The sequence below is a fragment of the Pedobacter sp. GW822-FHT03F06 genome (assembly GCF_058801365.1).
On sequence record NZ_JBXANE010000017.1, the window covers coordinates 76,533 to 93,863 of the forward strand.

Here is a 17,331-nt window from a genome sequence, read left to right on the forward strand (position 1 = left end):
TTTGTAACTTTGCGTCAAATTTTTTTTAATGATCACTACTGATATAGCCGTAATAGGCGCTGGTCCGGTTGGCTTATTTGCCATTTTTGAAGCCGGTTTATTAAAAATGCGTTGCCATTTAATTGACTACCTGCCTCAGGTTGGTGGTCAGCTGTCTGAAATTTACCCTAAAAAACCGATATACGATATCCCTGGTTATCCTTCTGTGTTGGCCCAGGAACTTATCGATAACTTAATGGAGCAGGCAAAACCTTTCCATCCAACGTTTACTTTAGGCGAGCGTATTGAAGGTTTAGAAAAGCGTGGCGAAGCAGATTTCGTTTTAACGACCAATATGGGTACTGTTATCGAAGCTAAAGTTGTGGTAATTGCAGGTGGTTTAGGTTGCTTTGAGCCACGTAAACCTGCTGTAGAAAACTTAGAGAACTTTGAGAATGGTAAGGGTGTAAACTATATGATCCTTGACCCAGAGAAGTACCGTGATCAGAAAATGGTGATTGCTGGTGGTGGCGACTCTGCTTTAGACTGGACCATTTACTTAGCAGAAGTTTGTTCTGAACTAACTTTGGTGCACAGAAGCGAGAGTTTCCGTGGTGCTCCAGATTCGGTTGCTAAAGTAATGGCATTGGCAGAAAGCGGAAAAATCAATCTGATTTTAAACAGCAACCTTCAGGCAGTACAGGGAACAGACAAATTAGAGCAGGTTGAAATTGTACAGAACCGTACCATGGAAAAAACGGTGGTAGAGGCTGATCATTTAATTCCTTTGTTCGGTTTGAGCCCTAAATTAGGTCCGATTGAAGACTGGAACTTAAATATCAATAAAAGTGCAATCGAGGTTAACGTTGATGATTATTCGACAAACATCCCTGGAATTTACGCTATTGGCGATATCAACACTTACACCAATAAACTAAAATTGATTCTTTGTGGTTTTCACGAGGCTGCATTAATGAGCCACAGCGCTTATTCTTACATGAACCCGGGGGTGAAATATACCATGAAATATACAACGGTAAACGGAGTTTCAGAATTTTAAGCTTTCTCCTATATTTGTCGCTACAACATAAGAGAACTAAAAAATGGAAAACAACATTAACATATATATGCAAGAGCCGGATGGCTCGGTTACTGAACACGTTGCCCCAACTGACATGGGTTTAAGCCTGATGGAGTTTTTAAAAGCATCAGAGTACGATATTCTAGCTACTTGTGGCGGAATGGCCTTGTGCGCTACCTGCTGTGTTGATGTGTTAGAAGGCGAAGAAAAACTTAACGAAATGACAGACGATGAGTATGCCATGTTAGATACTTTGCCCGATCTGTTACCAAATTCGCGTTTAGCCTGCCAACTGCAGTTAAACAACAACATGGACGGATTAAAAGTAAAATTGCACGGCGTAAGCTAGGTTGTAAAACATATTAAATGGAAAAAGGCGATACCTAAAGTGTCGCCTTTTTTTGTTTTATAAACCACTGACTCTTGTTAGTCGAGATTTGCAATCTCTACTCTCCGTACCGTGGATTCATCGCGATTTGGAGCAACGACCCTTGTTGCTAAACCTGATAAAGCGTAAAGCCCGGAGCGCAGCGAGGACTTGCAGCGATAGCAGGACTGCTGTCCGCCATTGAAAAAGAACCCATCATTTCCAAAAAACTTCATATGAGCCCTGTTAGTCGAGATTTGCAATCTCTACTCTAAGTATACCTCACCATAGGATTAAAAATCCTTAGTTCTAAAGACGGGATTACAAATCCCGCCTAACTTATTGAATATTTACTTTCTGCTTTTCTACATTCCAGCCATATACCTCTACAGCCATATTACTTTGTTTCCCTGTATATTCTACAGTTACCGTTTTACTTTCGCTCGGTAAAATACTTACATAGTTATCATCATAAAAAGCCGGGAGTACACGTTCGCCGGTATTGCCATTTATTAAAGCTATACGGTTAAAAAATGCTACAGGGTTTCCATTTGCATTGCTCAAAGTAACGGCCACCTTGCCGTTTTTCTGATCAACTGCTGTTACTTTTAATGGTGCTTGTTTGATGCTTTTTAAACCCGAATATTCGCCATCCTTACCGGGAAGCCAATAAATATTCTCGCTTAAAATGTTCTGCTTTTGATCTAAAATCCTTAAAGAAACGAACACACCTTCTTTTTTATCCAGTTTGGCAAGGAAATCATTCAACGGGAACAACCTTCTTACTGAAGACGGACCAACCGAATTGAATACCTGCGAATAGAAATAATCTTTGCCATCCATATCGTAAGCTTTCGCTTGCACCATCAGGTTGTTTTTGATGGCAAACCCATTGTTTACGATGGTAACCATACTATCCAAAGGATTCATCATCACATGCAAAGGCTCACTTCCTTTCCTTAAACCATATAAACAGGCGTTAGGATCCAGGTAATAATCGTACATCTGTCCACGCATGGCTGTCCAGGGATTTTGAGTTTTCCAGATGATAGAACCGGTATACCAATCCCACATTTTGTTCGAGAAACCCTCCATCAATGCCCTGTATTGATCGTAATTGGCCAATTGAGCCTTCATTGCAAAATCTTCTGCACTTTTCGGTTTGCCGTACGGATTAAGGTATTGTTCATAAGAGATATATTTATGATAATCCCACACCGAATCGGGCTTGGCTTTGTATTGTGGTGCAATCAGGTTTTCTTTTGGGATAAAACGGAGCAGGGAAACATAGTCGCCTACGCCTACCGAGCCTACTTCCGAGTTATAAGGGAAGGTTCTGGTACCCCAAAAAGTTTTAATATCCTGTATACCGTACGGGCCATCACCGTTTCCACCAATGGAATTGAAAGACATTTCATCGCTATTAGAAAAATCGAAAAGTTTTCTCGTTCCATCTAAACGCGGCAGAATATCGTTCTTTAAAGGTTCCAAAATATCTTCCGGAGGGGTAATCTCATTCCCTCCGCACCAAAAAGCAAGCGAAGCATGGTTTCTGATCATCTTGATCTGATCTTCAATCGCTGTTAAGGTTAAATGATGATCATCAGGATAATTTCTGCGTGTCCACTGGTCTTCTTTTTTCATTGGATCTACCCAACGACCGTTGCAATCGCCACTGAACCAGAAATCCTGGAACACCAATAAACCATATTTATCACAGGCATTGTAAAATTCAGGTCTTTCTAAAATTGCTCCTCCCCAGATCCTGATCAGGTTGAGGTTCATATCTTTATGGTAACGCACCTCAGCATCGTAACGGGCATCACTAAAACGGAGCATCGCGTCAGAAATAATCCAGTTACCGCCCTTAATAAAAATCTTTTGCCCGTTTACAAAAGCGCCCATACTCCTGGTATGCTCGTTCCAGATATTGTCTATCTGGCGAACACCCACTTTAAGCTGTTCTTGATCTAAAACCTGATTGGCCGCTATAAATTCGATCTTCACATCATACAGGTTCTGCGGCCCATATCCGCTTGGCCACCATAATTTAGGATTTTCGAGCTGTAAATCAGGGAGTTTAACGGTAGTTGTTTTATTTGCAGCAACGGTGGTAGACTGTTTAATCAACTTTCCGGCAATTTGATATTGTAAAATACCCGAAACAGGCTTACTGGTCGGGTTTTCAACTTCAACTGAAACTTTAACCGTAGCCGGATTTTGTTTCCCTTCAGGTAAACGTTTGCCCGGAACCAGGGTAATGACCTGTGGATTCAGGACATTAATGCTTTTTGTTTTCTCAATGGTCACTTTATCCCAAATGCCCGTGTTACGATCGCGGGTGGGCTGAATCCAATCCCAACCGGCTGTATATTGTGTGGTTAAACCTTTGGCAATGGTACCGTCGCCGCCCTGCCCACCGTTGGGATTGCCCGGAAAATCTGGCGGATAAACAATTACAGCCAGCCTGTTTTTCCCATTCGGGGATAACAGTTTGGTAATGTTGTATTGCGCCCTAAGGTGCATACCCACCTGCGTTTTTGGGTTAACTTTTTTTCCGTTTAAATAAATTTCGGCTTTGTAATTTATTCCCCTAAACTGCAGCCAAACCTGTTCGCTACCCACAGCGCGCTCTTCAAAATCTTTTACAAACCAATAGGTGTAATAATCGTTACCGGTTTTATACACATCAGGAATTTTCTCATTGTTCATTCCATAAAATGGATCGGGCACTTTTTTGTTATTCAGCAAAGTAGTTAATACCGTTCCCGGAACTGTCGCCTGCATCCAGTTGCCGACTGGAAAACCAGCTTTCGAGATTTCTGAGCCCGAAGCGTTGGCATCTTTGATATTGGTACATACCCAACCCGAATTTAGTTCATAGCGCTGTTGTGCATTTACGGTTAAAACCGAACAGAGTAAGAGAAGTAGAAATAGTTTTCTCATTTATTTGGGATCTTATAGTTGATACTTGTTATGGTTAATTTTCATGAGGATGTATTATAAATATGGATTGTCATCCTGTCCAAAGGACTCCTGTGGAGAGCTTGTCGAAGGACCTCCCAGAACACCATGAGGGGCATTTCGACGGGCTCAACGTGACAAAATCTAGATAAACCAGAATTACAATATAACCTCCTTTTCATCTGGAATTATTTTCCGGATGTTGGTCTATCCCCAGGTTTTACACCCCAGCTTGCTGATGGTTTATTGCCCATATAAATTTGCATATTTCCGCCAGCTGTTATCGCTTTGTGCAAGATATATGATTTGGTATAAGCTTTACCATTCAGCACAATTTTCTGAATGTATTTATTCTCCGCACTGTTATCCACAACCTTTATACTGAATTTCTTATTCCCGGGCAGCGAAATAATCGCATCATTAACCAATGGCGTTCCGAAAACGTAAGCCCCGTTTGCCGGATTTACAGGATAGAAGCCCATTGCGGAGAAAATATACCAGGCACTCATTTGACCTACATCTTCGTTACCACACAAACCATCTGGTTTTGAAGAATAAAAATCTTTGTCGATTTTACGGATCAGATCGGCAGTTTTCCATGGCTGGCCTGCGTAAGTATATAAATAAGGGATGTGGTGGTTGGGCTCATTTCCCTGGGCATAATTACCGATCAACCCGCTAATATCCGGCGAACCGTTGGTTCCCAAATCTAAGGGTAAGGTAAATAACGAATCGAGTTTATTGATAAAAGCTTTATCCCCTCCAAAAAGATTGATCAACCCTTCTACATCTTGCGGCACCAACCAGGTATATTGCCAGGCATTTCCTTCTACATAGTCATCTTCACGGTGTTTGGATGAAAAGGGATTAAACGGGCTTCTCCAGTTTCCATCAGTAAGTTTACCCCGCATAAACTGAACGCTCGGATCGAAGTATAAGCTATACAGTTTCGATCTTTTGCTAAAATAAGTGTAATCTGCTGTTTTATTCAGTGCCTTGGCCATTTGTGCAATGCAATAATCGTCAATGGCATATTCCAAAGCCTTACCTACTGATTCGTTTATTTTATCAGCAGGAATGTATTTAAGCTCCTGAATGTATTCGATGCCATCTGTTTTCTGCATAGCCGATTGTTTTATCGCTTCGTATGCCAGGTTTACATCAAAGCCACGGTACCCTTTTAAATAAGCATCAACAATAACCGGAACGGCATGGTAGCCCACCATGGTATTGGTTTCACTGCCCATTAAATGCCAAACAGGCAGTTTACCCTGTTGTTTATAGATGGCTAACATGGTATTTACCACATCGTTTACCTTATCTTGATGTAGGATGGTATACAATGGATTAGCCGCACGGTAGGTATCCCATAGTGAAAAGGTAGTGAGGTTATTGAAATTTGCCTTTTTGTATACCTTTTTATCTGTACCGAGGTAATCTTTATTTACATCGTTAAAAAGTGATGGGGCCACCATGGTATGGTACAAAGCGGTATAAAATATCTTTTTGGTCGTGTTTGAAGCCTCAATTTTCACCTTAGCCAGTTCTTTTTCCCACTTCGCATCGCTGTTTTTAGCTGTAGCGGCAAAGTCCCAGCCAGGCAATTCTGTTTTTAGGTTTAAAATAGCATTTTCGATGCTTACCGGAGATAAAGCAACTTTAATCTGTAATTTATCATTGTTAATGGCATTGAAGCTTACCGCAGCTTTTAGTTTTTTGCCAGATAATGCCGCACCACTTTTCACTGCAGTGCTGTCATATAACGCAATACTTTTAATCGGTTGTGAAAGTTTAATTACAAAATATAAACGCTGATCGTTTGCCCAACCTTTCGAATTACGATGCCCCACGATGGTGGTCGCATCAAGCTGTTTAAATGATGCCGATACAGGTGCATCCCAGCCTATACCTTCTATCAAATCGATAATAATATGTGGATTTTCAGCGCCTTTTTTAAAAGTATATTGGTGAAAACCTACCCTTTCAGTGGCTGTTAGCTCGGCTTTAATGTTATATTTATCTAACAATACGCTGTAATAACCTGCTTTTGCAATTTCATTCTGATGAGAAAATCTGGAGAGATAACCTTGCTGATCATCAGCTGTTTTTCCCTTTTCTAAGACTAGTTTACCTGTTGCAGGCATAATCGAAATATCACCTAAATCGCCAATGCCCGTACCACTTAAATGGGTGTGCGCAAAACCGGTAATGGTATTGCTGCTATAATTATAACCACTGCACCAGTCCCAGCCCTCAAAAATATTGTTCGGGCCCAACTGAACTGCACCAAACGGCACATTTGCCCCTACAAAAACATGCCCGTGTTTTGCCGATCCGATTAACGGATCTACATACTGGGTAAGTTTGTGGTTCTGCTGCGCAGCTGCATTAAAGGAGAATAGAGAGGCCGTTAGAAATAGAATAGACGAGGTTTTCTTGAACTGCATGTGTGCTTATAATTTCTTATATTAGAATTTAAAGCCTAAAAGTAAAACGTTTTACGTTTATTTTCTCATAAAGAGGGAAGAATTGTGCTAAAATTAAATAAAAGCATTGAATTTAGTAAATTATAGGAAGATAATAGGCTTTTGAACGAGAGAGATGGTCATTGCGAGAAGGCTTTTTCAGCCGGCGAAGCAATCTTACAACTATCGCTAACAGCGAACGCATTAAGATTGCTTCGTACCTCGCAATGACGACTCTTTTAATTGAAATTCAGAAAGATTCTTCACTGCGTTCACGATGACAGCCTATATAAACGTTCACTTACCCAATCTCCAAAACAATTACCTGATCGGGTTCTGCACTATTTAAAGTTGTAGTAATGGTTAATGTTGATTTTTTAAAGGTGTAGTTCACCACGCTTTTATCTTTCAATAAATACGCCTTTTTGATTTTCTTTACCGGAACATTTTCCAAATTAAGTGTTGTCGTTTTTCCATCAACAAGGTGGATATAAACTTTGTTATCGCTTTGTGTAATGCTTCCCCAGGCCTGTGGCTTAATAAATCCTGCTTTTGTGCCGTAAATACTTTCCCCGTAAATTTTAAGCCAATTGCCCAAACCGGCTAACCTGTCTTGAAACTCTGGTTGGATTTTACCGCTCGGCATTGGTCCGATGTTGAGTAAAAGATTGGAGCCTAAACTTGCTGCTTTAACCAACATATGTACCAGTTCTTTATTCGACTTGTAATAGGTATCGCTCAAATTATATCCCCACGAATTTGAAATGGTTTCGCAGGTTTCGAGCGGTAATTTATCTGATGCCTTCTGAAAACTTAAGCCTGATTTATTCTCTCCGGGCAGATCGCGCTCGAACATCTGAAAATCTTCTCCGGCAAAGGGTGTTAAGTGATGGTTGTTACCAATCATACACTGTGGCTGAAGTTTGTGGATTAAACCATAAATTTCATTGTATTTCCAATCAATCCGCGATGTCCTGTCTTTTGCCCCTTCTGGTTCAGTCTGGTCCCAATGCCCGTCGAACCAGATTCCGCCTATTTCACCATAATTGGTCAACAACTCGGTTAATTGGTTTTTCATGAACTGCAAATAGCTTGCGTAATCACCTTTGCCCGTTCTACCTGAGTTCTGCCCGGTACGGCCGGTTTCGTGCGGATAATCTTCTCTGCGCCAATCTAACAGCGAATAATACAGGTATAGTTTTATGCCCTGCTTGTGGCACTCATCGGCCATCATTTTTACTATATCTTTTTTGTAGGGTGTATTCATGATATTGAAATCAGAATATTTGGTATCCCACATGCTAAAACCATCATGGTGCCTGGTAATCAGTGTAATGTACTTCATTCCGGCATTCTTCGCCATGCTTACCCATTGTTCGGCATTAAACTCAACCGGGTTAAAAAAATCTTTAAGGTTAGTATAGTTATGAACATTCAACTTTCGTTCGTTCATTACCCATTCGCCACTCCCAGGTATACTAAAAGGCCCCCAGTGGATAAATAAACCAAATCGGGCATCGTTAAACCATGCCCGCTGTTTTAAATTAGCGGCTGTAGGTGTATAATCCTGGGCTTTTAACTGTAAGGCAATTAATAGCACAAGGCATAGTAGGATTAATTTCTTCATAGGGATAGCGGTATCGTTTGGTTAGGTTTTAGTCTATTGATGCAGTGGCTTTGGTCGGTTTTCCGATCACCTTATAATTTCCATCTCCTTTTAAAATGGCCAGAATCTGCGATTGGTTGGTAAAAAGGTTTTTTGCCGCAGCCAATTCTTTATCGTACTGGAAGCTCTGTTCAATTCTTCCTTTTTCGTAAAAATACCGGCTTACGATCTGTGTTTCTAAAACTCTTTTTATCTCTGCTTTATGGCTAATCAGATCGGTTTTTTTAGAAGAGGTAAGTTTATATTTAAGATTCTCCAGATCGGTTTTTACTTCAGCAGATTTATTTTCCTTTTCGGCTTCTACACGTAAATCGGAAAGCAGCCTTTCGGTACGGCTTAGGTAGGTTAAATCTTTATCGGCCAAGCTGCCAGAAAATGCAGCATAATCCGCATCAGATAACTGGAAAGTTTTGGCTGATGCCAAACTTGGTTTTTCTTTCCTATATTGATTGGCGTAGTTAAAGAAAAGGTTTTTATTAAGCATTGAAATGGTAATCGGGCTGAGCTTTACGGCATCTACCACAATATCGGGATATACACCATTGCCACTATACACGTTCCTTCCTGCTTTGGTTTGGTACATTACCATAGTCGAATCGGCAAAACGCTCGGCAATACCATCTGCATTTTTGTGTGCATAATCCAATTTTTGGATGCACCTGCCCGATGGCGTATAATATTTCGCCACAGTTACTTTAACCAGGCTGTTATAGGGCAGGTTAAAGGTTTGCTGAACCAAGCCTTTGCCATAACTGCGCTGGCCAATTACAATGGCACGATCTAAATCCTGTAAAGAACCCGCAACAATCTCTGAAGCTGAGGCCGAATTTCCATTTACAAGCACTACTAACGGAACCGAAGTAGAAACCGGGGTTAAAAGTGTTTTATAGGCAATGGTTTTCTCTACATTTTTGCCTTTTTGGGTAACAATAAGCTGATCTTTATTCACAAAGAGGTTCACAATTTTAACCGCTTCCTGCAAAATACCCCCGCCATTGTTTCTCAGATCTAAAACCACACCTTTTGGATTTTCTTTTTGAATAGCCAACAGCGCATCTTTAACTTCCTGTCCGGAATTTTCAAGAAATTTATCGAGTTTGATGTAACCAATGCCATCGCCAACCATTCCAGAGTAAGAAACGTTAGGCTGTTTTATTTCATCACGGACAAGTTTTTTAGTGATTTCTTTTCCGTCTCTAATCACCAGCAAATCTACGGGTGTTCCTTTCGGGCCGCGCAACAATTGACTAATTTCCTGACGGTCTTTCCCCTTTACTGCGATTCCGTTTATGCTCAGCACCTGATCTCCTGCTTTAACCTCACTTTTATTTGCCGGATAACCTTCACTAACATCGTTGATAAACAGTTTTCCATCGATAAAAACCGTGCTGGCACCAATACCTCCATACTGCGTGCTTACATATTTCAGCTTGTAATCTTCAATCTCCGATTCGGGAACATATTCGGTATAGGGATCTAAACTATCCAACATGGCATCAATCCCCGTTTTCATCAACTGAGGGGCATTGGTGTCATCAACATAATTGATATTGATTTCTTTATAGAGTGAAGCAAAAATATCCAGGTTTTTAGATACGAGAAATAAATCTTCTTTAAATGAAAAAGACAAAACAGCCACACCAAAGCCAGCTGCTAAAAGACCATATTTTAGTTTTTTCATTCCCTTATATATTTTAATTCCGAAGGGCAAGTTAAATGAAATACCGCTCTTTTTGGAAGATTATTATTGGTTAAGTACAAAGGTAAATGTACAAAAACCGATAAATATTAAAAACAGCTTATTTGGGCTAAGCGTAAATTAAGCGTTACGCAATGAACCAGGCAGTGTGCCCAGGCAACATCTTTATTTATGCCGGGCAAATAACCAGGCCGGTACCTGAGCAGTAAGTAATAACGGAATTGTAATGAGATTATGATCTAACTTATTATAAGTTGTAAACAACAAATCAGGATTACCTTTCAACGCACGATATAAATGCTCGCTTCCCTCATAAGGATTTTCATTGTCCTGCCGCCCATGAATTAACCAAATAGATTTTTGCCTGATGCCGTTAATATTTAAAAAATCGGGAACTGCCGCAATAGAAACCATAGCGGCAAAGTTTTTCGGAGCAATATTCATCAGATTTTGTGCGGTAGATGCACCCATAGAATAACCTACCAAATAAATGCGGTTGGCATCTATCTGAGGATACTTATTTTTTACTTCCCGGATCAATTCAAGCAATAAATAAACTTCATCCGACGGTTTCGAGATTAAGCAGTGCCTTACTGAATCTGGATAATAGTTTGATGAACGGGTTTGAAACTGCGGAGCAATCACAAATGCCGGATATTCCCGACGTATATCGGGGCGCAGCCAGATCCTAGCCAGTGGTTCTAGTTGCCTTTCATTATCTGTACCTATTCGCGTTGAGTTATGAAATGTAATAACCAGGGGATATTTCATCTGGCTACTATTCTCCACCGGCAATAGCAATCTATAATTAATCGATTGGTGTCCTTTATTGAAAGTCTGTTTAAGGTATTCAATGGCAGATAAATCGTTTAATTGTTTTCTCGTCTGGGTTGAAGTTAAACTATCCGTGAAATTGTCATTAAATACCTGTTGTTGTGCAGCTGCTTTAAGTGCAACTAACCAGAGCAGGGATGCTATTACAAAAGAGTGGCGTTGCATAGCAGTGTAAAATACACTGAGCGGTTGAACGTATTTAAATTGGCAACAGAAAGCTTAAACAAAAAATGCTGTGCGTAGAAAAATGGAAATGGGAATCTTAAAGTCTGTTTCCTTTGGTATCGGCAAGTGCTTTTTGAATGGTAAATTCGATGTAGGTACGGTCGCGTTTTACCAAACGCATTAAATCTTCAACCAATTGATCTTCTTTGCCTGGCGTAAAATCTAAAGGCTCGCTCGCCAGATCGCGATATTTCCTTAAGAACTTGGTTTTTACTTTAAATGCAGTTTCTGAAGTAAGTTGAAAATTAGCCATGGCATATTTTATTTGATGCAAAAGTAAAAAATATTTGCTCAGGTTAATACCTTTTTATGTGATGTGACAAAAAAAGTAGAGATTCGCGGAATATTTTTGCACGATAATTGTGTTAAAACCACGTTATAAAATCTAACCCGGTATAACAACCGCTTGATGCAGACTTTAAATAGAAACCAAAGCCTTAAAAATGCAGGTTAAATTGCTCAAGCACTGTTTATGATTTTATAATCCTTAAAAAAAACAATTTAAACAACATGAAAAAGATCATCTTCTCTATTGTTTTCCTAACCTTAGGTTGGGCAACATCAAAAGCACAAACATTTAACCTTGGGGTTAAAGCAGGTGTAAACTTAGCTAAGTTAAATGCAGATTTCGCAAGCGAAGAAAACCGTTTAGGCTACCAGATTGGCGCTTGGGCACGTATTGGCGGGGCTAGCTTTTATGTACAACCAGAGGCTTACATTGGCAGTAAAGGCAACAAATTTATCAGCATTACGCAAGATAACGGGAATGAAGTTACAGCTGAAGGAAAGGTAAAATTTACCACGCTGGACGTTCCCGTTCTGTTGGGAACAAAATTTGGCGCTAAAAATTTAAACTTCCGTTTAATGGCTGGTCCGGTTATTTCATTTGTTTTAGATGAAAATTCGTCGTTCAGCTCTGCTTATCAACAAGCTACCGATTTCGACAACTACAAGAATCAGGCATTGGGCCTACAAGCTGGTGCAGGTGTAGATGTGGGCAGCATTTCGGTTGATTTACGTTATGAAGCTGGTTTATCCAACATCAGTAAAAGTGAGAAATACAGCCAAAAACCTAACTTGTTCCAATTGAGTTTAGGATTTAAAATTTTGTAAGGAAATTTATAATAATAGAGGCAGTTAATCTTTTAGCTGCCTTTGTTATTTCAATATAGTTAAGCTCCCGCTAACTTTACCACAATCTGTTTTCAGATCGATAAGGTAATAATATACACCAGCAGGAAGTGCTTGATCTTTATAATTTCCATCAAATTCTTTTGGATAGCCTTTTGAGTAGAAAAGCTGGTCGCCCAGCCTGTTAAATATATAAAACTCAGCGTTTGGGTAGTTTTCTGTACCATTTATCTTCCAAGTATCATTTATGCCATCGCCATTAGGCGTTATCGAATTAGGTACTTGTAAAATCGTTTTTTCAAGTTTTGTTAAATCGAGTACCTCGCTACCTACCTCACAGTCATACCTGTCTTTTACCCACAACTGGTACTTGTCTGGCTTAAGTTTTTGAAAAACAGGTGTATTGGCTACAGTATTGCCATTTTTATCTAACCACCTATAGGTAAAGGGGCCAGTTGTTCCATCTATATCTACACCGTATACACTTACGGATTTCCCATCACAGCTTATAGCAGTGCGTAATCTAGAAAAATCGATTACCGGAAGTTCGGCAATTCCCACTACAAAAGTTCCGACTACATTTGTACAGCCATTTCCGTTAGCAGCAGTTAAAGTATAATCTCCAGGGGCTACATTGTTAAGCATTTCGGTTGTAGCTACGACTACTCCATCTTTATCTGTCCAACTAAAAAGTAGAGGTGTTTGTGTTTCGTAGGCTATGATGCTTACGCTCCCATTGTCTTCATTACAACTTGCAGGCTTTATAGTAGAACTCTTTACCTTATAGGTTATATCGGTATTTCGAATGGTATAAATTGCCGAAACAGATTCGCAACCTCCGGGCTGGCTGGCCTTTAGGTAATAGGTGCCACTAGACACATCTTTCAAATCTTTTTCATTTCCAACCAGCGTGTTAGCTTCATTAAACCAGCTAAAAACGCTGGCATCACTAACGTCTAATTTAGTGATGCTTCCGGTTGAATTGCCACAAAAGGCATCGGTTATGATTTTATTTCCGTCAGCTAAGAATGGTTTTGAAAATGCAGAAGTTGCTCCGTCAGCATTGGTTCCTGTACTGGTTATACCTGTGGTTAAGGCTCCATTGTATTGCCATGTTCCATTAGCATTTGTTGGTATTGAAGCAATAAAAGTTTTGCCTTGACAATCAGGGCATTCATCATCGTAAAAGAGCTCGATAATGGAGTTGGGAAGATAGGTGCCACTTGCCGATGTTGACGTAATCAATCCAATTCGTGATTGCGTAATGCTTTTATCTGGTGGAATATCCTTAAAGCCGATGGCGGATGAACCATTGCAATATATACTGTTTTTCAATATGCTTACAGGATATGATTTATCTACTAATATAGCTGATTCGTTATAGGCAATAATATTCCTATCTGCAGCGGTCGGTCCGCCAATAATACCTGCCGAGCAGTTATACAATTCGATTCCATATTTTATATTGCCAAAGTTTTCGCCATTTACCCCACATCCGATTACATTGCGGGTTATTGTATATTTCAATTTTAAGTTATCAACTTTTATCCCTTTAAACTGGGAGACAATGTAATTATCAGAGATGGTGAGATTAACGGTTTCTCCATTGGCAAAAATACCCGTCGACTGCATTTGAGGAAAAGTTTTAGCCTTCGTGACATCAAAACCGATCACATTGAAAGAAATGTTAACGTTTCCTGACAGCGCACCTAATGAAATGGCATTGGAATTACCAGAGATAAGATTTCCATGCGCGACAGTATTTCCACCAATTGTCGAATTTTTGAGGTAACTCAAATCGATACCCACAACATTTCCTTCTGGGCTTTTCCCCGCTGGATCTAATCCGATAATATTGGAAGAAATGGTAATGTCGTCCTGTACAAAAAGCTGAGTTGGCGAAATAATAGCGGTATAATTATTGCCAAAACCATTTTGCTTATTGGGCGCTCCTATTGTAACATGTGCTGCATTTTTCAAAAAAACCGCGGCTTTTCTGTCGTCAGCCGGAATACCTGCCTGAGATACAAAATTACTGAAATAAAGCCCGTAAATCTCAATATGCTTAATTCCATCTATAACCAGGCCATGAAAAAACTGACTTGCGCCACGCACTAATTTAACCTTAATACTTGGGCTTTCCAGCAAGGTAGTGGGCTGAGTAGTTGCATCTATTACAATGTTTGAAGTGAGCGCAGGTAATTCTTCGGTAAGGGTAATGGTTATGTCTCCTGTTGAGGTTGCCGGTATATCGAATAGGATGAGATCGGCAGTTGCGGTACCATTTGCATTGGAACCGAGAATAGCATCGCGTAGAGAGCCAGAACCGGCGTTTGCATTATTTACCACCACAAATGTTGTCGCTTCTACCTGGAGACAACTTACACCAATAAGCAAAAAAAGATATAAAACCCTCATTTTAATGCAGTTAATCGGATTTACAAGTTAGTAAAATTGGCAAACAAGAACAAGAAAGCCCTGGTTAATAAAACCAAGGCTTTGATAATGTGTTTAAAAACTGCTATTGATTGGCTGTATTATCCAACAATGGCCTGTTTGCTGCTGTAGCGGAAGTTATGGTCATATCTCCTCTGGCACCAACAGTAAAGGCTCTTCCACCCAAAAAGCCCACCACACCATTTGTTGTTCCATTCCGCGAAATAATATTAGTTGATGAAGATGGATATCTTACATATAACTCATAACTACCAACCGGTACAGCAACAAAGGCAGATCCGCTTTTATAACCAATATTGGTTGCCACTATGGTTTCTACAGCTGTAACTGAATTTTTAATTACCAGATTCATTGCCGCTGTTCCATTTGGAATGGCATTAACAAAACGAACATAAGATACCGTGTTGCTTGATGTTGAAGGCGGTAGCACATCTTCTAAAACAAACGACTCGGCTGTTTTGGTTGTACTGTTGTATATACCACTGGTGTATAGCGAATAGTATTTACCATTTGCCAAAGCCGGATTCACTTCAGAAATCGAAACATTTGCATTAGCTGCGGCTGTTGAGGGTATAATTCCATTTATCTTATAAGTACCCGGATTGATAATACTATAGTTAGAGGCAGGGTATACGCCGCCGTAAGCTGTTCCGGTTGTACTTTCTGAGCCAGTAGCGCTTAATATCCCTGAAACTTTTGTGCCATTGGCATAAAAATTTACAGAAGGCGCGCCTGCAGCAAAATTGAAATATTTAATTCTAGAAACATTTGTTGCATCTACAGGCGTATCAATAACCTGTATGCTATTGTCTTTCTTACAAGAAAATGTAAAAGCCGCTACCAGCGTAACCGCCAGCAAACCTATATATTTTATTTTCATAACGTGCTAATTAAGGTTGAATAATCCAGGTTTGTTTAGTGTGATAATCGGTTGCCAATCCACCGATTACACTCAGAGCATCTCTGTTCCAAACATACTCTGAGTTATAACGTGGACGAATTCTATAAGCCGGTTTACCCGCATTATCAGAGTACAGTGTAGTTGGAAAAACGTAGCCCAAATACACCTGTTTTCCCGTTACAGGATCAGCATCGGTATAATGATACCTTCTCATATCCATCCAGGTTTCTAAATGTCCCCAGCCCCATTGTGCAATATACTTTTGGCACATAATCTGCGTTAAGGTTAAATCTGCAGCTGCTGCAGGAACAATTGCAGTAGCACTCATATAAGCTGTTTTTTCTGCACTTGTGATTTGGGTTGGAGATTGGTTATCCTCAATGTTTCTGGCATTAACAAAATCAATATGCGCTGATATACCATTTTTATAGGCTGTTAAAGCGGTTTCCTTATCTCCTTTTTTAAATGCGGCCTCTGCTTTAATAAACTGTAATTGAGAATAGGTCATTACCGGCAGTTTACATTTATCAGAAAAAATATACCTTCCTTGTGTATTGGCTGCTGGTGCAGCAATAGAAGCGATGTTCCAAAAATTGTTAGGCAGCTGACTTGCTGTAAAAGCTCCAGTTCCTGCAGCGGTTACAATACCTCTATAAACACCATCTGGCGCAGGAGCCAACATCCGGCTCATCCTTGGGTCTACTACTCCGGTAAACTGTGTTCCATTCATCAGGTTAACAATAAAAGGTGTTTGCCTGTAAGTTTGCATATTACCTCGTGTTGGGCCTAAGAAATTTCTGTCGTCATTTCCGGTAACACCTGGATATGCCATTAAAGCATCGTCTGTATTGCTTGTAAAAGATTTATCAACCGCAGCAATTACATCATCCGGCTTGTAACTGGCTTTATTGCTATAGTGATTTAAATTTAAAGCTAACATGGCATAGGCCAGCTTGGTCCATTTTGCACGATCGCCTTTGTAAATCAAGTCTGTTTTACCTAAGAAAACAGCGTCTACTGCTCCATCTGTCCTGGCTAAATTAGCTATGGCAGCGGTTAACAGACGTTGCACTTCCTGATAAGCATATTCCTGGCTGTCATAATTAAACAGATATTTAGTTGGGTCTATGGCTTCTTTAACAATAATCTCTCCGTGTACATCGGTTAAGGACTGCCATCCCCATGCTTTTAAAATCTGGCCAACACCCAATAAATCCCATCGCTGCTCAGCCTCTGCTTTAGTGTTCATATCTACTAGATTCTGACCTAAGCTCCAATACACATCCCTCCACAATTCAGCACCGTTATCAGATGACGGATCATAACCTTGCAAATCCCAGGTGGTACCTGCTGTTGTCGAGGTCCAGTTTTGGGTATATCTTCCAATAAACCTGCCATCGTACTGCGGGGCAGTTACCATCCAGTGTAACATTGGCGACAAATATAAATTTGCAGTAACCGTTTGTGGGGCATTTGGATTAGTATTTACATCCAGATATTTCTTGCAGCTACTAACGGTAAATAAAAATCCTGTTAGCAGTGTTATATATATATATTTCATA

At 40.1% G+C, this 17,331-nt stretch carries 12 protein-coding genes; 3 read left to right on the forward strand and 9 right to left on the reverse strand.

All coding sequences use genetic code 11. From position 1 onward, the window contains the following. Positions 1 to 28: 28 nt before the first annotated feature. Positions 29 to 1,039 carry an NAD(P)/FAD-dependent oxidoreductase gene (locus AC1RJ8_RS23515; protein WP_029274634.1) on the forward strand — a complete coding sequence of 337 codons (1,011 nt, stop codon included), beginning with the start codon at positions 29 to 31 and terminating at the stop codon, positions 1,037 to 1,039. 43 nt (positions 1,040 to 1,082) lie between these two features. Beyond that, positions 1,083 to 1,409, forward strand: coding sequence for a 2Fe-2S iron-sulfur cluster-binding protein (locus tag AC1RJ8_RS23520; RefSeq protein ID WP_025141835.1), 327 nt, complete (start codon positions 1,083 to 1,085; stop codon positions 1,407 to 1,409). A gap of 357 nt (positions 1,410 to 1,766) precedes the next feature. Here the strand turns inward: AC1RJ8_RS23520 and AC1RJ8_RS23525 are convergent, their stop codons facing one another. The 6 genes from AC1RJ8_RS23525 to AC1RJ8_RS23550 form a co-directional block, all read right to left on the reverse strand. Next, complete coding sequence (locus tag AC1RJ8_RS23525) at positions 1,767 to 4,373, reverse strand: glycoside hydrolase family 2 protein (RefSeq protein WP_492956031.1); 2,607 nt, start codon at positions 4,371 to 4,373, stop codon at positions 1,767 to 1,769. A gap of 206 nt (positions 4,374 to 4,579) precedes the next feature. Beyond that, complete coding sequence (locus tag AC1RJ8_RS23530; protein ID WP_492956030.1) at positions 4,580 to 6,838, reverse strand: GH92 family glycosyl hydrolase; 2,259 nt, start codon at positions 6,836 to 6,838, stop codon at positions 4,580 to 4,582. 319 nt (positions 6,839 to 7,157) lie between these two features. Beyond that, on the reverse strand, positions 7,158 to 8,483 hold the full coding sequence (locus AC1RJ8_RS23535; RefSeq protein ID WP_492956029.1) for an alpha-L-fucosidase: 1,326 nt from the start codon (positions 8,481 to 8,483) through the stop codon (positions 7,158 to 7,160). A 28-nt stretch (positions 8,484 to 8,511) separates the two neighbouring features. After that, the gene (locus tag AC1RJ8_RS23540; RefSeq protein WP_492956028.1) at positions 8,512 to 10,203 is read right to left on the reverse strand and encodes a S41 family peptidase; all 1,692 of its coding nucleotides are present in this window, start codon (positions 10,201 to 10,203) and stop codon (positions 8,512 to 8,514) included. 183 nt (positions 10,204 to 10,386) lie between these two features. Beyond that, on the reverse strand, positions 10,387 to 11,220 hold the full coding sequence (locus AC1RJ8_RS23545; protein WP_492956027.1) for a carboxylesterase family protein: 834 nt from the start codon (positions 11,218 to 11,220) through the stop codon (positions 10,387 to 10,389). A 97-nt stretch (positions 11,221 to 11,317) separates the two neighbouring features. Next, positions 11,318 to 11,533 (reverse strand): hypothetical protein, encoded by a 216-nt coding sequence (locus tag AC1RJ8_RS23550; protein WP_492956026.1) that lies wholly within the window; start codon positions 11,531 to 11,533, stop codon positions 11,318 to 11,320. A gap of 257 nt (positions 11,534 to 11,790) precedes the next feature. On the opposite strand from AC1RJ8_RS23550, the gene AC1RJ8_RS23555 reads away from it, so the two are divergent. Continuing rightward, entirely contained in the window at positions 11,791 to 12,393 is a 603-nt protein-coding gene (locus tag AC1RJ8_RS23555) for a porin family protein (RefSeq protein WP_492956025.1), read from the forward strand. A gap of 45 nt (positions 12,394 to 12,438) precedes the next feature. Here AC1RJ8_RS23555 and AC1RJ8_RS23560 read toward each other — a convergent pair whose 3' ends face one another. The 3 genes from AC1RJ8_RS23560 to AC1RJ8_RS23570 all read right to left on the reverse strand — a co-directional run bounded on the left by AC1RJ8_RS23560 (position 12,439) and on the right by AC1RJ8_RS23570 (position 17,330). Continuing rightward, positions 12,439 to 14,829 carry a T9SS type B sorting domain-containing protein gene (locus tag AC1RJ8_RS23560; RefSeq protein WP_492956024.1) on the reverse strand — a complete coding sequence of 797 codons (2,391 nt, stop codon included), beginning with the start codon at positions 14,827 to 14,829 and terminating at the stop codon, positions 12,439 to 12,441. A gap of 103 nt (positions 14,830 to 14,932) precedes the next feature. Further along, on the reverse strand, positions 14,933 to 15,748 hold the full coding sequence (locus AC1RJ8_RS23565) for a DUF4397 domain-containing protein (RefSeq protein ID WP_492956023.1): 816 nt from the start codon (positions 15,746 to 15,748) through the stop codon (positions 14,933 to 14,935). Between the two features lie 10 nt (positions 15,749 to 15,758). Next, on the reverse strand, positions 15,759 to 17,330 hold the full coding sequence (locus AC1RJ8_RS23570) for a RagB/SusD family nutrient uptake outer membrane protein (RefSeq protein ID WP_492956022.1): 1,572 nt from the start codon (positions 17,328 to 17,330) through the stop codon (positions 15,759 to 15,761). Position 17,331: the final 1 nt, after the last annotated feature.

Excerpts from the sequence above, each read along its gene's own strand:
- AC1RJ8_RS23515 (WP_029274634.1), top strand. The coding sequence starts at position 29 with ATGATCACTACTGATATAGCCGTAATAGGCGCTGGTCCGGTTGGCTTA.
- AC1RJ8_RS23520 (WP_025141835.1), top strand. The coding sequence starts at position 1,083 with ATGGAAAACAACATTAACATATATATGCAAGAGCCGGATGGCTCGGTT.
- AC1RJ8_RS23525 (WP_492956031.1), bottom strand. The coding sequence starts at position 4,373 with ATGAGAAAACTATTTCTACTTCTCTTACTCTGTTCGGTTTTAACCGTA.
- AC1RJ8_RS23530 (WP_492956030.1), bottom strand. The coding sequence starts at position 6,838 with ATGCAGTTCAAGAAAACCTCGTCTATTCTATTTCTAACGGCCTCTCTA.
- AC1RJ8_RS23535 (WP_492956029.1), bottom strand. The coding sequence starts at position 8,483 with ATGAAGAAATTAATCCTACTATGCCTTGTGCTATTAATTGCCTTACAG.
- AC1RJ8_RS23540 (WP_492956028.1), bottom strand. The coding sequence starts at position 10,203 with ATGAAAAAACTAAAATATGGTCTTTTAGCAGCTGGCTTTGGTGTGGCT.
- AC1RJ8_RS23545 (WP_492956027.1), bottom strand. The coding sequence starts at position 11,220 with ATGCAACGCCACTCTTTTGTAATAGCATCCCTGCTCTGGTTAGTTGCA.
- AC1RJ8_RS23550 (WP_492956026.1), bottom strand. The coding sequence starts at position 11,533 with ATGGCTAATTTTCAACTTACTTCAGAAACTGCATTTAAAGTAAAAACC.
- AC1RJ8_RS23555 (WP_492956025.1), top strand. The coding sequence starts at position 11,791 with ATGAAAAAGATCATCTTCTCTATTGTTTTCCTAACCTTAGGTTGGGCA.
- AC1RJ8_RS23560 (WP_492956024.1), bottom strand. The coding sequence starts at position 14,829 with ATGAGGGTTTTATATCTTTTTTTGCTTATTGGTGTAAGTTGTCTCCAG.
- AC1RJ8_RS23565 (WP_492956023.1), bottom strand. The coding sequence starts at position 15,748 with ATGAAAATAAAATATATAGGTTTGCTGGCGGTTACGCTGGTAGCGGCT.
- AC1RJ8_RS23570 (WP_492956022.1), bottom strand. The coding sequence starts at position 17,330 with ATGAAATATATATATATAACACTGCTAACAGGATTTTTATTTACCGTT.